This is a genomic window from Rhodopila sp. (assembly GCF_965277165.1).
In the GTDB taxonomy this organism is placed as follows: Bacteria; Pseudomonadota; Alphaproteobacteria; order Acetobacterales; family Acetobacteraceae; genus Rhodopila.
The window spans coordinates 1,990,935-2,004,247 of record NZ_CBDICE010000006.1; the positions used below are offsets into that span (position 1 = coordinate 1,990,935).

Sequence of the window (13,313 nt, forward strand, 5' to 3'; positions counted from 1 at the left end):
TCAAGGAATACCCATGGCTGCGAAACCGACGCCGTTCACCCTGTCGATCCCAGAATCGGCGATCACCGACCTGCGCGCCCGCCTCAGCCTGACCCGCTTCCCCGATCAGGCCCCCGACGCCCCCTGGGCCTACGGCACCGACCTGGACTACATGAAAACCCTCATCCCCTACTGGAAAGACCAGTTCGACTGGCGCGCCCAGGAAGCCGCGCTGAACGCCTACCCCCAGTTCAAGGTCCAACTGCCCGACGTCGATCTGCACTACCTGCACGTGCCGGGGCAGGGGCCGTCACCGACCCCGCTGCTGCTGATGCACGGCTGGCCCGGTTCGGTGTTCGAGTTCGCGGACATCATCCCACGCCTGACCGACCCCGCCCGCTTCGGCGCCGATCCGGCCGACGCCTTCACCGTCATCGCCCCGTCGCTGCCCGGCTACGGGCTCTCCTTCGCCCCCGGCCAGAAGCGCTTCAGCATAGAGGCTATCGCAGACTGCTTCGCCCACCTGATGACCGACGTGCTTGGCTACACCCGCTACGCCGCGCAAGGCGGCGACTACGGCGCCTTCACCGCGTCCCGCCTCGGCCACGCCCACCCCGACAACCTGATCGGCATCCACATCAACCTGCTGACCATCCAGCGCGACCGACCGCCGCCGGCCAACCCGACCGATGCCGAACGCCAGTATTTCCGCGACCTCGCGCATTGGCTCAAGGAGGAAACCGGCTACTCAACGATCCAGGGCACCAAGCCGCAAACACTCGCCTACGCCCTGACCGACTCACCCGCCGGCCTCGCCGCCTGGATCGCCGAGAAATTCCGCACCTGGACCGATTGCGCCGGCGACCTGGAATCCGCTGTCAGCCGCGACCACCTGCTGGCGAATATCTCGCTCTACTGGTTCACCGCCGCGATCGGATCATCGTTCTGGCCATACTACGCGCGCCTGCACGGCCAGTGGCCGATCCCCGCCGGAGGCACCGTCGGCGTCCCCACCGGCTACGCCGCGTTCCCCAAGGAAATCATCCGTCCGCCACGGTCATTGGCGGAGCATGTCTATACCAACATCCAGCGCTGGACTGACATGCCGCGCGGCGGCCACTTCGCGGCGATGGAGCAACCCGACGCCCTGGCAGGTGACATTCGGGCGTTCTTCCGTCAGCTAAAGTAAGTTCCAGGGCGCTGCCCTGGACCCGCAAAGGGCCGGCGGCCCTTTGATCCCTTTACGCCGCCGCGCGCAGGTCCTCCGTGGTCCCCGCCTTGATCATGTCGGCGCCCTTTTCGGCGATCATGATCACCGCGGCATTGGTGTTGCCCGACGGCACCGTCGGCATCACCGAGGCGTCCACCACCCGCAAGCCCGCAATACCATGCACCCGCAGCCGGTCATCCACCACCGCCATCGGGTCCGGACCCATCCGGCAGGTGCCGATCACATGATACGTGGTCTGGCCGTTCTCGCGCGCGAACTGCAGCCACTCGGCATCGGTCTGCACCTTGTCGCCGGGATTCATCTCATAGGCGCGGTAGCGGTCCATGATCCGGTTGCCGATGATGCTCCGCCCGATCTTCATGCCGTCCACCAGCACCCGCTGATCGATCGGATCGGCCAGGTAATTCGGCCGGATCGCCGGAGCCGCCGCCGGATCGCTCGACCTGGCGTGGATCGAGCCCTTCGATTCCGGCCGGCACTGATACACCGTCAGCGTCATCCCCGGCTCAGTCTCCAGGTCGCGCTTCTGCGCGTTGCCGTAGCTGGCATGAGCGAAATGGAACTGCACGTCGGGCTCTTCCAGCTCCGGCCGCGTCTTGACGAAGCCATACGCGATGCCGGCGGTGAACGTCAGGATGCCGCGCCGCTGCGTGTAATACTTGACCACCTCCTTGGCCAGCGCGAACCCGCGGCTGCGCTCGTTCAACGTCACCGGCAGCTTCACCCGCCAGTTCATCCGCGGCGCATAATGGTCGCGGTAGTTCTCCCCGACGCCCAGCAGCGCGTGCTGCACCGCAATCCCCACGCCCGATAACAACTCGGGATTGCCGATTCCCGACAGCTCCAGAAGATGCGGCGACTTGACCGCGCCGGCCGACAGGATCACCTCCCGGTTGGCCCGAGCCTCCCTGGCAGCGCCACCTTGGGTATAGGCCACCCCGACCGCCCGCTTGCCCTCCAGCAGCACTTTCGTCGCCAGCGCCTCGGTCTCGATCCTCAAATTGGGCCGGTTGCGGATCGGATTGAGGTAGCCGCGCGCACACGACCACCGCTCGCCGTTCTTCTGCGTCACCTGGAAGTAGCCGAACCCCTCCTGGCGGCCGTTGTTGTAATCCTTGTTGCGCGGAAACCCCTGATCCACCGCCGCGTCGATGAACGCATCCAGCAACTCCGCCCGCTCGCGCATATGCTCGACGTTCAACGGCCCGCCGCGCCCGCGCGAGTCATCGCCGCCGGGCGCGAAGTGTTCCGCCTTGCGGAAATACGGCAGCACCGAATCATAGCCCCAGCCGCGATTGCCGAACTGCGACCACGTGTTGTAGTCCAGCGGGTTGCCGCGCACATACAGCATGCCGTTGATCGAGCTCGATCCCCCCAACGTCCGCCCGCGCGGGATCGGAATGCGCCGGTTGGCCGCATTGGGTTCCGGCTCACTCTCGAAATTCCAGTTGTATCGAGGGTCGTTCAAAAGCTTGGTGAAGCCGGCCGGAATATTGATCCACCGCGAGCTATCCTTCGGCCCCGCCTCCAGCAGCAGAACGGTGCAGCGATTGTCCTCGCTCAGCCGGTTTGCCAGCACGCAACCGGCGGACCCGGCACCCACGATAATATAGTCGAACTCGGCCATCCTCTGTTCCCCCGCTTATGCCAATCCTATAGCCCCGGCGCCGGCACACAGGAAGACGTTGCCCCTCAACACATTCCCCCAAGACATTCCCCCTACGACATTACCCCACGACATCGCCCGAGATCCTGCCCGACCAACCTTGCCCTCGAACACTCTCCCCGAAAACTTGGCCCGAAGACTTTGCCCGGGGCAGGGGGTGTGGCAAGCATGAAGCCAGATGCGACAGCCAGAACGATTTTCCGTCCTCTCCCTGCTGCGCCACGCGGCCGGAAGGCCCTGGGACAGGCAGTGGCGCGACGCACAGCCCAAGCCGGCCTATGACGTGGTGATCGTCGGCGCCGGCGGCCACGGCCTGGCCACCGCCTACTACCTCGGCAGCCAACACGGCATTCGCAACGTCGCCGTCCTCGACAAAGCCTGGCTCGGCGGCGGCAACACCGGACGCAACACCACCATTATCCGCTCGAACTACCTGCGCCCCGAGAGCGCGGCGCTCTACGACCATGCCCTCAAACTCTGGCCAGGCCTGTCGCGCGAACTCAACTACAACGTGATGTTTTCGCCGCGCGGCGTGCTGATGCTGGCGCACACCGAGCACGACGTGCATGTGCTGCGGCGCCACGTGCACGCCAACCACCTGGCCGGGATCGACAACGAATGGCTCACCCCGGCCCAGGCCAAGGCGTTCTGTCCGCCGCTGCATATCGGCACCGATGCCCATTTCCCGGTCCAGGGCGCCGCCCTGCAGCGCCGAGGCGGCGTGGCGCGCCACGACGCCGTCGCCTGGGGCTACGCCAGGGCCGCCTCCGCAATGGGCGTCGACATCGTACAGAACTGCGCCGTCACCGGGATCCTGCGCGACGCCGCCGGAGCGGTCGCCGGTGTCGAAACGATTGCCGGCCCGATCGCGGCGCCCCGGGTCGCCGTGGTGGCAGCCGGCCATACCAGCGTGATGATGGCCATGGCCGGCCTGCGGATGCCGCTGGAATCGTTTCCCTTGCAAGCATTGGTCAGCGAACCGGTCAAGCCGGTGCTGCCCTGCGTGGTGATGTCGAACACCGTACACGCCTACATCTCCCAGTCAGACAAGGGCGAGCTGGTGATCGGCGGCGCGACCGACGCCTACACCTCCTACAGCCAGGCCGGAGGCCTGCACGTCGCCTGCGACACGCTGGCTGCGGTCTGCGAGTTGTTCCCCACATTCCGCCGCCTGCGCATGCTGCGGAACTGGGGCGGCATCGTCGATACTACCCCCGACCGCTCGCCGATCATCGGCCTGACCCCGGTGCCGGGGCTGTTCGTCAATTGCGGCTGGGGCACCGGTGGCTTCAAGGCAACCCCCGGGTCGGGCGAGATCTTCGCCGCCACCATCGCAAACAACCGGCCACACCCGATCGCCGCCCCGTTCGGGCTGGATCGTTTCGTAACCGGCCGCCTGATCGACGAGGCCGCGGCCGCCGCCGTGGCACACTGATGCTGCTGATCCCGTGTCCTTGGTGTGGCCCGCGGCCGGAAAACGAGTTCCGCTACGCCGGCCAGGCCCACCTGCCGCGCCCCGCCGACCCGTCCGCGGTCGACGACGAAACCTGGGCCGCCTACCTCTATCTGCGCGACAACCCCAAGGGCCGCCACCGGGAACGCTGGCGACACACCCACGGCTGCGGGCAGTTCTTCAACTGCGTGCGCGATACCGTGACCGACCGCATAGAGGTCACTTACAAACCCGGCGAACCGCCGCCGCGATGATCGCTCGGAAGCGGGTCGGCTCTGATCCTGCGCACAGTCAACCTGGTGCTGCTCGCCTAAGTGCCTTCGCGCCGAAAATCATGATTGTGGTGTTGCCGTGCGCGATGAGCCTGCCGGCCGGATCGATCATTCTACCTTCAGCCGTCGCGATCGTGCGGCCCCGATGGACGATCGAACCTTCAGCTCTGACCTCGCCAATGTCGGCTGACATGGGTCGGACCATATTCAATTTGAACTCGATCGTCGTTTGTCCAACGCCCGCCGGCAGCGTGGTGCGCACGGCGAGGCCCATGGCCGAGTCCAGCATCGCTGCCGTGAAGGCCGCATGCACTGTTCCACCTGGATTGTAGTGCTTTTCCTCAGGAGTGCCGCCGAACACGACCCGCCCGTCTTCCACCTCGATCAGGCGCATATTCATCAACGCCTGCATTGGCGCGACACCAAGCTTACCGTCGCGGATCGCCCGCAATTGATCCAATCCCGATAAGGCTTCCATAGCCTCCTTGGGGATCGGGGCGGCCGGAGGCGCATCGCGCGTGGCCATTGGGATCGTCATCTGAATTCTCCGTCGTTGGCGTGCCTCAGATATGGCAGCGTCAAGGCCGGAATTGAGCCGGAACTGCTTCGGCGGCGATCGAAGCATCGATCGAAGCATTCACCGGGGGACCGTGTTAACCGACAGCGATGCAACTCAGCAAATCCGCGGCGTCTCCATCGCCTACCAGCCTCCTCGCAAGGCTTGCGGGATCGGGTTGGCGAGTAGGGCGTGGCCGACCCTTCTACGGTTGGTGGATCGTCACTGTTTGCCTGGTCGCAAACTTGTTCGGCAATACGCTCGGTTTGTTCGGAGCGGGTGTTTATCTGCACGTTTTAGCTGGAACAAAAACCTGGCCGACCAGTCTCGTCTCTGGCGCGATTACGGTCTTCTACGTGACCAGCGCACTTCTGCTCATCCCGCTTGGCGGAATGATTAGCCGGTATGGACCGCGCCCTGTATTCACGTCAGGGGCGCTTGCCATGGCCGCCGGTGTTGTTGGAATCGGACACGCCAAAGAACTGTGGCAGGTTTACGCCGCCTTTCTCGTCGCCGGGATTGGCTGGTCTTGTTTGTCGACAACTGCCGTGGCAACGGCACTCGCACCATGGTTTGACAGATATCAGGGCCGCGCGGTCTCGGTCGCATTGTTAGGGGCGAGTGGCGGCGGCGCGGTTGGTGTCCCAGTTCTTTTGTTTGGAATCGAAAATTTCGGCTTCGCGGCGACGACAACCGCGGCGGCGCTGACCACCCTTGTTATCCTGCTACCGTTATGTTGGCTGTTGAAGCGGCGCCCCCAGGACATGGGACTGTTTCCAGATGGCGCTGAAACGAAAAGCGCGGCGGCAACCGCAAACGAACCGCGCTGGCGGCGGAGGGACGCACTGCGCACGTCGGCTCTTCGTGGCGTCATGTTATGTTTCGGCATCGGGATGATGATGCAGATCGGGTTTCTCACCCATCAGGTTACACTGCTTTCGCCCATCCTCGGAACATCTGGCACGGCCGCTACCGTCTCGGCGACGGCCATCGCCGCCCTGGTCGGCCGTCTGGCGCTGGCCCGCTTCGCCGACCAGATCAATGGACGCAAGACAGCCTTCGCGGTTCTGGTCCTCGCCGCTGTGTCGTTCGTGATCATGGCGCTTTCTCGTTTTCCGGCCGTCTTGGTCGGCGCGAGCGTTGTGTTCGGGTTGACCATCGGCAACGTCACAACGCTTTCGCCGATCATCGTCCGCCGGGAATTTGGCGCTGCGTCCTTCGGCGCGATTTTTGGAATAACCTCGTGCGGTATCCAACTCGGAACCGCGCTTGGGCCGGGCTTCTACGGCCTGCTGCACGATGCCTCTGGTGGATACCGTTTGCCACTGTTGTTAGCCGCCGGAATGGACCTTCTGGCCGGTATCATCATCGCGATCGGCCGCCATGGCGACCCTCATTCCTCGACGTAAAGTTGCTTCGCCAGGAACGCGGCGGACACAGAAAAGTCGCATAATGTATATTATGTTAAATCAAGGCGGCCTCGCCAAATCCCCTACGCTTGCAGCCCAAGCCGCCTTCATGGCAACCGTACCCCCATGCCAGACCAACCCGACCGGTTCGTCATCGCCGCCACCGTGGACCGCCTGATCTACGGCGACGACAACACCTTCAACTCCGACGACGCCCGCCTGCTGCTCGACGCGCTGCCGCGCAAGCCGTCGCCCTGGATCCAGCTCGGCGTCGCCGGCAAAATGTCCGGCGGATCCCGCCGAGGCTTCGCCGCCGGCGTCGGCGACGTGCGCATCAAGGACAGCAAGGATCACCAGTTCCAGTATTCGACCGGCGCCGACGCCTACACCAGAAGCGGTCAATGGAAATTAATGTGGATTGGCAAAAGCACACGCCAATTCGTTGAAATTGAACAAGTCATGTCCGACGCCACCGATGACGGCCGTGGCGCGCTGATCTGCTACGAGGCCGACGGCACGCCAACCCGCATGGACATCCGCTTCAACCGCTCGTTCCGCCTGTTCTGGTCGCCCGTGGTGGTCATGTTTCCCGGCTGGAAACCCTGGAAAACCCCGCTATAGCGCACCCCCACGCCTCGACCACTACGACGCTTCGTGCCAGCATGCCGGCCCTCGCAGATAAGGACCCAAGCATGACCCAAGCCCCGTTGGCTCGCTTCAAGGTCATCGATCTGACCCGCGTGCGCGCCGGCCCGACCGCGGTGCGCCAACTGGCCGACTGGGGCGCCGACGTCATCAAGATCGAATCTCCCGAAGGGGACGCCGGCCTCGGCGGTGACCGCCACGGCCCGGACTTCCAGAACCTGCACCGCAACAAGCGCAGCCTGACGCTGAACCTGAAATCACCCGACGGTGCCGAAGTCATCCGCCGCCTGGTCGCCCAAGCCGACGTGGTGGTGGAAAACTACCGCCCCGACGTCAAGTTCCGCCTCGGCGTGGACTACGACAGCCTCAACGCGATCAACCCGCGCATCGTCTATGCCAGCATCTCCGGCTTCGGTCAGGACGGCCCCTATCGCGATCGCCCGGGCTTCGACCAGATCGCCCAGGGCATGGGCGGCCTGATGTCGATCACCGGCGAGCCCGGCCACGGCCCGATGCGCGTCGGCATCCCGGTCGCCGACCTGACAGCGGGAATCTTCGCCGCCATGGGCATCCTGATCGCGCTCCTCGAACGCGAGCAATCGGGCAAAGGCCAATGGGTGAAAAGCTCCCTGCTCGGCGCCCAGATCTCGATGCTGGATTTCCAGGCCGCGCGCTGGACCATCGCGGGCGACGTGCCCGGACAGGCCGGCAACAACCATCCGACCAGCATCCCCACCGGCGTGTTCGCAACCGCCGACGGCTATATCAACATCGCCGCCGCCGGTGACGACATCTATCGCCGGCTGTGCCGCTCGCTCGGCGCCGACCACCTCGCCGCCGATCCGCTCTACGCCACCGGATCGGCCCGCTCCGCCAACCGCGACACACTGAACGAGGCGATCGGCGCTATCACCCGCGCCAAGACCTCCGCCGAATGGATCGAGACACTCAACAAGGCCGGCGTACCCTCCGGCCCGATCTACCAGATGAACGAAGTCTTCGCCGATCCGCAGGTGAAACATCTCGGCATGACCCGCACCATCCCCCACCCCGTGCTGGGCGACGTCGAGGTGATCGGTCAGCCGATCGAACTCAGCCGCACGCCCTGGACCATCCATAGCGCAACACCCGAGGCCGGCCAGCACACCGATCCGATATTGACCGAACTCGGCTTCAGCGCGGCCGAAATCGCCAAGCTGCGCCAGGGCAAGGTGATCTAGTATCCGATCGCAGAGAAGCGTTGAGACGCGTAGCGTCCACGGTTCGACGCGTGACTCGGATACTCAAACAAACAGCGACGTATCGCGCTTCAATGATGCGCGATACGAGATCGGACCGTTGAAGCCACCCGAATCATGCCTCAATACAACAGCGCGCCCATCCAACACCTGGCAGCCGACCCAACGCCCCAGATGACGATCAGACCCCGGCGACGCACCCGATACTCGAACCTCGGCGGCGGGGGTAAAAAACGGACATGACAGCTTCGCGAGGCGACCGCCGCAGGCGGCTCGGGCTTGACGCCGGCCACCCCGACGCAAGCACAATCAGCCATCGGAGGGGTCACAACCCAACAAGTAACCAACACAGGAGACGCCAATGGATTTTACCGGAAAGGTGGCACTGATCACCGGCGGTGGCGGCGGCATCGGCCGCGCCACCGCCCTCGGCTTCGCGCTGCGCGGGGCCAAGGTGATGGTGGTCGACGCCGATGCCGATCAGGCCCGAACCAGCGTCGACATCATCGCCCAGCGCGGCGCCACCGCCGCGATGGTGCAGGCCGACGTGACACGATCGGCCGCGGTCAAGGACTACGTGGAAAAAACCCTGTCCGCCTACGGCCGGATCGACGCGTTCTTCAATAATGCCGGCATCGAAGGCAAGGTCATACCCACCCAGGACTACGACGAGGACGTGTTCGACCAGGTGATCGCGGTCAACCTGAAGGGCGTCTTCCTCGGCCTGCGTCACGTGCTGCCGGTGATGCTGCATCAGCAGTCGGGCACGATCGTCAATACCGCCTCGGTCGCCGGCTTGTTCGGCTCGCCCGGAATGCCGGCCTACGTCGCCTCCAAGCACGGCGTGCTGGGGCTGACCAAGGTTGCCTCCGCCGATGTCGCGGCCCACGGCATCCGGGTCAACGCGGTCTGTCCCGGCCCGGTCGAGACCCGCATGATGCGCTCGCTGGAGTCACAACGAAACCCCAACGATCCCGCTGGTGTGCATGCCGCCTACGCCGCCGGCATTCCCACCGGACGCTACGCCTCGCCCGAGGAAATCGCCGGCGCCGTGCTGTATCTTTGCTCCGATCTCTCCGGCGACACGACCGGTACCCACATCGTCATCGACGGCGGTCGTTCCGCGACCGGCGGCGTGGCGCCAGTGAAACGACAGTAAGGGAAAAACACCATGCAAGACGTCTTCGAGATCATCGGCAACACCCGCTCGATGCGCCGGCTGAAACCCGATCCCGTACCGGACGAGATGATCAAGAAAATCCTGCTGGCCGGCACCGCCGCCGCCAACGGCGGCAACAACCAGACCTGGCGCTTCCTGGTGGTGCGCGACCCGGCGATTAAGCAAGCCGTGCAGACCTGGTACAAGAAAGCCTTCGATGAAGTCGTCGGCCCGCGCTACGCCAAAAGCCCAGCCCCGCCCGGCGTGAGCGGAGAAAAATACACCCGCCAACATGGCGCGGTCGAATACCTGACCGAGCATTTCCATGAAGCGCCAGTGTGGATCGTTGCTTGCCTGAAAGATGGACCAAACCCCGGCCGCGGCGCCGGAGCCTCGATCTATCCGGCGGTACAGAACATGCTGCTGGCAATCCGAGCATTGGGCCTCGGTTCAACCCTCACCACTCGGCATCTGCTCTACGAAAAGGAAGCCGAAGCCGCGCTCGGCCTGCCGCCGGGCGTGCACTCTTACGCAATCCTGCCGGTCGGCTACCCGATGGGCAAGTTCGGCCCGGTGGGACGCGGCAAGCTGTCCGACTTCGTCTATCTGGACAAATGGGAGCAGCCCTATCCGGCGGTCGCAGGCCCATAGCCCCTATCGAAGCGTCCCACGCCAACCGCGGCCGGCGCCAAAGCGCCGGCCAGGTGCGCGCCCCGCTTGAGGACCGTGACGCCCCCGGACTGACGATTGATCAGCGTTTTATGCAACGATCCAGCAACGGATTTCCGCTCAAGCAGATGTCATAAAGATTACATGGCGAGTCTATCGAAAGGCTGGTTTTTTTCCAGCGGATGATTACAAACGGATTACTTAAACATTGCCGCGGTGACCACCGCGGTTGCCACCGCCAACAAAATAACAAGCCAGGAACTCACGTTTTTGGTTTGTGCTGGAACGCCTTGGTTGCTGGTGTCCTGCCCGCGAACGCCGCCGCTTCACGCAGCAGTCGTCGCTAGTAAGCAGGTCATTGAAAGCGGGAAACGTACACGATGACGATGGCAATTCGTTGTGCTGTGCTGGCGCTGTGCGCGCTGCTGGTAACGTCGCTTCCCGCAAATGCCGGAGGTAACTCCTTCGCCGATCTTCTGGCTCGGGCAAAAGCACAGGACGCCGCCGGTCACAGATGGGCACCGCCAGGCGACAACGTGACCGAAACGGTCATGACCATGCTGGACACCATCAGCACCGCAACGCCAGACCAACTGGCCGAGCTCTCGGCGCTGTTGCAGCGCGACAAGCCGCCAGCCGACCCGCTTGCACCGGATAGGCAAACCGAAAACATGCCGGCCGACACCGCCACGTTCGCTACGCCCCCATTGGCCATGCCCCCACTAACCTCGTCCCCACCAACCCCATCCCCAACGGCCCCGCCTCAGGACATGCCCGGTCTGGCCGCAACACCCGCCCCATCAGGCGCGACTGAATCCGTGTCACCACCGATCGCCGACCAACCCACGCCGACACCGAATCCGACGCTGGCGACCGCTGAACCGCCGGCGACGCCGCTGCCGGATCAATCGGCAAACCAACCATCCAACGATGGCCAGAACAGCTCGGCCACCCCCAACTCGGCCACCCCCAACTCGGCCACCCCCAGCTCGGCCACCCCCAGCCCGGCCAACTCCAGCCAGGCCCCCTCGGGCCCGGCCGCACCCAGCCCGATCGCCGACACGATCACGCCCAGCAAGATAGCCCCAGATCCGCTCACACCTACCCAGGCCGCCCCCACACCGATCGAACCGGCCCAGACCACCGACGACCCACAGCGCGCCGCGATGCTGTTCGCCCGCGGACTGGATGCCGAACGCCGCGGCGATATCTCCGGCGCACGCCGCTTCTACGCCACCTCGGCCCGCCAGGGTGACGCCACCGCCGCGCTCAATCTCGGCCGCCTCTACGACCCCGCCTACCTCAAACAGACCACCCTGGGCGGCGTCGACCCCGATCCCGAACTCGCCCGGTTCTGGTACGCCACCGCCGCCAGGCTCGGCGATACCGGCGCCGCACCGCTGCTTGAAGCCCTGTCATCGAGGTGAACATGCGCCGCCGTTTCCTGCTCTCGGCCGTCCCCGCCGCCGCCCTTTTCGCCCGCTCCAACTTCGCCCTGGCCGCGATCGCGCGGCCGGCCACCATCGGCATCATGGGCGGCGAGATCGACGGCACCTTCATGCGCATCGCCACCGATCTCACCTCGGTGCTGAATTCCGACACCCTGCGGGTCGTGCCGGTGGTTGGAAAAGGCTCGCTGCAGAACCTCGGCGACCTGCTCCATCTGCCCGGAGTGGACCTCGCCTTGGTCGCCTCGGACGCCCTCGCCTACGCCCAGGCCAACAATCTCTATCCAAAAGAACTCAACAAGATCGAGTACATCTGCAAGCTCTACGACAACGACGTGCACGTCTGCGCCGGGCCCGACATCCAGGTGCTGTCCGACCTGCGGGGCAAGCCGGTCAATATCGACGTCGAGGGCGCCGGCACCAACCTGACCGCCCGCGCGGTGTTCAAGACCCTGGGCATCCAGCCGGATTTCCGCACCGAGGAACCGACCATCGCGCAAGACCGCCTGCGGCGCGGAGAAATCGCCGCCAACGTCTACGCCGCCGGCACACCCGTGCGCCTGTTCGCCACCCAACCCGCCGATACCGGCCTGCATTTCGTTGCCATTCCGTCGAACCCCGAGCTGGAGAAAACCTATCTGCCCGGCGGAACGCTCACCCATCAGGATTATCCTACCCTGATCGCTCCGGGTCAGACGGTGAATACCGTCGGCGTCGGCGTCGCCCTGGCCTGCTTCGCATGGTCGCCGGGAACCCCGCGCTACCAGAACCTGGTCACCTTCGTCGATGCGTTCTTCAGCAAGTTCCCGGCGCTGCTGAAGCCGCCGCACCATCCCAAATGGCACGACGTCAATCTCGAAGCCGCACAACCCGGATGGGTGCGCTTCGCACCCGCCGCCATGTGGCTGGCCCAGCACAACCCCGAGGCCCGCAACCCAACCGCGACGACCACCGCCGACCTCGATCAGGTCAGGATGCAGACCGATTTCGACGCCTTCCTGGCGCAGCGCGGCGTGCCAAATCTGACCCCAGCCCAACGCCAGGCGACTTGGCAATACCTCCAGCAACACCGCCAGCAGACTCAGGTAGCGCAGCCGTCCAAGTAACAAGTTCGCGACACTCGCGAGCGCCCCAACCACACAACCCCCTGCCGACGGGCAATCGCCGCTTCGTTCCCCCAGCGACCCGAACTCAAGCCGGCGACCGCTGGAGTAGGCAAAATCAGAGGCAGATACACGGGAAAGTGCGCGTTAATCGATCCAATCGTGCACCCGAAACGGCTCTATTCATGCTGCTGTAACGCAAATCTATCGTCGGCAAACCGCTGGTCCGTTACATATTACCGGGTTGCCAAAGGAAATCAGCAATGGACCTGCAGGAAACGACGAAGGGCTATGTCAGGGATCCGCTGGCATGGGCAGCCGAGTGCTCCGTCCACGCCAACAAGGAAACCGAGCCCGAAGCGCGCGACGCATTCACCCAACTGGCTCAGGAGTTCGAGTCCGTATCGGCGGAGATCGAGGGCCTGGTCAGCACTTTTGAGGCGTTGGCATCTCGAAAGCGTGGCGGCTAGAGCGCGATCGCGCTG

At 64.7% G+C, this 13,313-nt stretch carries 13 protein-coding genes; 11 read left to right on the forward strand and 2 right to left on the reverse strand.

Annotation, left to right across the window (positions count from 1 at the left end):
* Positions 1-13: 13 nt before the first annotated feature.
* A complete protein-coding gene (locus ACQY4Y_RS21350) occupies positions 14-1,168 on the forward strand; it encodes an epoxide hydrolase family protein (protein ID WP_428492584.1) in 1,155 nt (384 codons plus the stop codon).
* Positions 1,169-1,220: 52 nt separating this feature from the next.
* Here ACQY4Y_RS21350 and ACQY4Y_RS21355 read toward each other — a convergent pair whose 3' ends face one another.
* The gene (locus tag ACQY4Y_RS21355) at positions 1,221-2,837 is read right to left on the reverse strand and encodes a GMC family oxidoreductase (protein ID WP_428492585.1); all 1,617 of its coding nucleotides are present in this window, start codon (positions 2,835-2,837) and stop codon (positions 1,221-1,223) included.
* A 217-nt stretch (positions 2,838-3,054) separates the two neighbouring features.
* Here ACQY4Y_RS21355 and ACQY4Y_RS21360 point away from each other — a divergent pair, with 217 nt between their 5' ends.
* Positions 3,055-4,311, forward strand: a complete 1,257-nt coding sequence (locus ACQY4Y_RS21360) for a sarcosine oxidase subunit beta family protein (protein ID WP_428492586.1) — start codon at positions 3,055-3,057, stop codon at positions 4,309-4,311.
* Positions 4,311-4,583 (forward strand): sarcosine oxidase subunit delta, encoded by a 273-nt coding sequence (locus ACQY4Y_RS21365; protein ID WP_428492587.1) that lies wholly within the window; start codon positions 4,311-4,313, stop codon positions 4,581-4,583. Before ACQY4Y_RS21360 ends, ACQY4Y_RS21365 begins: the two co-directional genes overlap by 1 nt.
* Positions 4,584-4,620: 37 nt before the next feature.
* Here ACQY4Y_RS21365 and ACQY4Y_RS21370 read toward each other — a convergent pair whose 3' ends face one another.
* Positions 4,621-5,139, reverse strand: coding sequence for a PaaI family thioesterase (locus ACQY4Y_RS21370; RefSeq protein WP_428492588.1), 519 nt, complete (start codon positions 5,137-5,139; stop codon positions 4,621-4,623).
* Between the two features lie 263 nt (positions 5,140-5,402).
* Between ACQY4Y_RS21370 and ACQY4Y_RS21375 the strand changes: the two genes are divergently transcribed.
* From ACQY4Y_RS21375 to ACQY4Y_RS21410, 8 genes are all read left to right on the forward strand, one after another.
* A complete protein-coding gene (locus ACQY4Y_RS21375; protein ID WP_428492589.1) occupies positions 5,403-6,566 on the forward strand; it encodes an MFS transporter in 1,164 nt (387 codons plus the stop codon).
* Between the two features lie 165 nt (positions 6,567-6,731).
* Positions 6,732-7,187: a hypothetical protein gene (locus tag ACQY4Y_RS21380; protein ID WP_428492590.1), complete on the forward strand. Its 456-nt coding sequence runs from the start codon at positions 6,732-6,734 to the stop codon at positions 7,185-7,187.
* 71 nt (positions 7,188-7,258) lie between these two features.
* Positions 7,259-8,431 (forward strand): CaiB/BaiF CoA transferase family protein, encoded by a 1,173-nt coding sequence (locus ACQY4Y_RS21385; protein ID WP_428492591.1) that lies wholly within the window; start codon positions 7,259-7,261, stop codon positions 8,429-8,431.
* 379 nt (positions 8,432-8,810) lie between these two features.
* Positions 8,811-9,608, forward strand: coding sequence for a glucose 1-dehydrogenase (locus ACQY4Y_RS21390; RefSeq protein WP_428492592.1), 798 nt, complete (start codon positions 8,811-8,813; stop codon positions 9,606-9,608).
* Positions 9,609-9,620: 12 nt separating this feature from the next.
* On the forward strand, positions 9,621-10,259 hold the full coding sequence (locus ACQY4Y_RS21395) for a nitroreductase family protein (RefSeq protein WP_428492593.1): 639 nt from the start codon (positions 9,621-9,623) through the stop codon (positions 10,257-10,259).
* 398 nt (positions 10,260-10,657) lie between these two features.
* Entirely contained in the window at positions 10,658-11,704 is a 1,047-nt protein-coding gene (locus ACQY4Y_RS21400) for a hypothetical protein (RefSeq protein ID WP_428492594.1), read from the forward strand.
* 2 nt (positions 11,705-11,706) lie between these two features.
* Complete coding sequence (locus ACQY4Y_RS21405) at positions 11,707-12,831, forward strand: TAXI family TRAP transporter solute-binding subunit (RefSeq protein ID WP_428492595.1); 1,125 nt, start codon at positions 11,707-11,709, stop codon at positions 12,829-12,831.
* 260 nt (positions 12,832-13,091) lie between these two features.
* Positions 13,092-13,298, forward strand: a complete 207-nt coding sequence (locus tag ACQY4Y_RS21410; protein WP_428492596.1) for a hypothetical protein — start codon at positions 13,092-13,094, stop codon at positions 13,296-13,298.
* The last annotated feature ends 15 nt before the right edge of the window (positions 13,299-13,313 follow it).

Bases quoted from the DNA above. Each gene is read 5' to 3' on its own strand.
- ACQY4Y_RS21350 (WP_428492584.1), top strand. From the start codon at position 14: ATGGCTGCGAAACCGACGCCGTTCACCCTGTCGATCCCAGAATCGGCG.
- ACQY4Y_RS21355 (WP_428492585.1), bottom strand. From the start codon at position 2,837: ATGGCCGAGTTCGACTATATTATCGTGGGTGCCGGGTCCGCCGGTTGC.
- ACQY4Y_RS21365 (WP_428492587.1), top strand. From the start codon at position 4,311: ATGCTGCTGATCCCGTGTCCTTGGTGTGGCCCGCGGCCGGAAAACGAG.
- ACQY4Y_RS21360 (WP_428492586.1), top strand. From the start codon at position 3,055: ATGCGACAGCCAGAACGATTTTCCGTCCTCTCCCTGCTGCGCCACGCG.
- ACQY4Y_RS21400 (WP_428492594.1), top strand. From the start codon at position 10,658: ATGACGATGGCAATTCGTTGTGCTGTGCTGGCGCTGTGCGCGCTGCTG.
- ACQY4Y_RS21410 (WP_428492596.1), top strand. From the start codon at position 13,092: ATGGACCTGCAGGAAACGACGAAGGGCTATGTCAGGGATCCGCTGGCA.
- ACQY4Y_RS21385 (WP_428492591.1), top strand. From the start codon at position 7,259: ATGACCCAAGCCCCGTTGGCTCGCTTCAAGGTCATCGATCTGACCCGC.
- ACQY4Y_RS21395 (WP_428492593.1), top strand. From the start codon at position 9,621: ATGCAAGACGTCTTCGAGATCATCGGCAACACCCGCTCGATGCGCCGG.
- ACQY4Y_RS21405 (WP_428492595.1), top strand. From the start codon at position 11,707: ATGCGCCGCCGTTTCCTGCTCTCGGCCGTCCCCGCCGCCGCCCTTTTC.
- ACQY4Y_RS21390 (WP_428492592.1), top strand. From the start codon at position 8,811: ATGGATTTTACCGGAAAGGTGGCACTGATCACCGGCGGTGGCGGCGGC.
- ACQY4Y_RS21370 (WP_428492588.1), bottom strand. From the start codon at position 5,139: ATGACGATCCCAATGGCCACGCGCGATGCGCCTCCGGCCGCCCCGATC.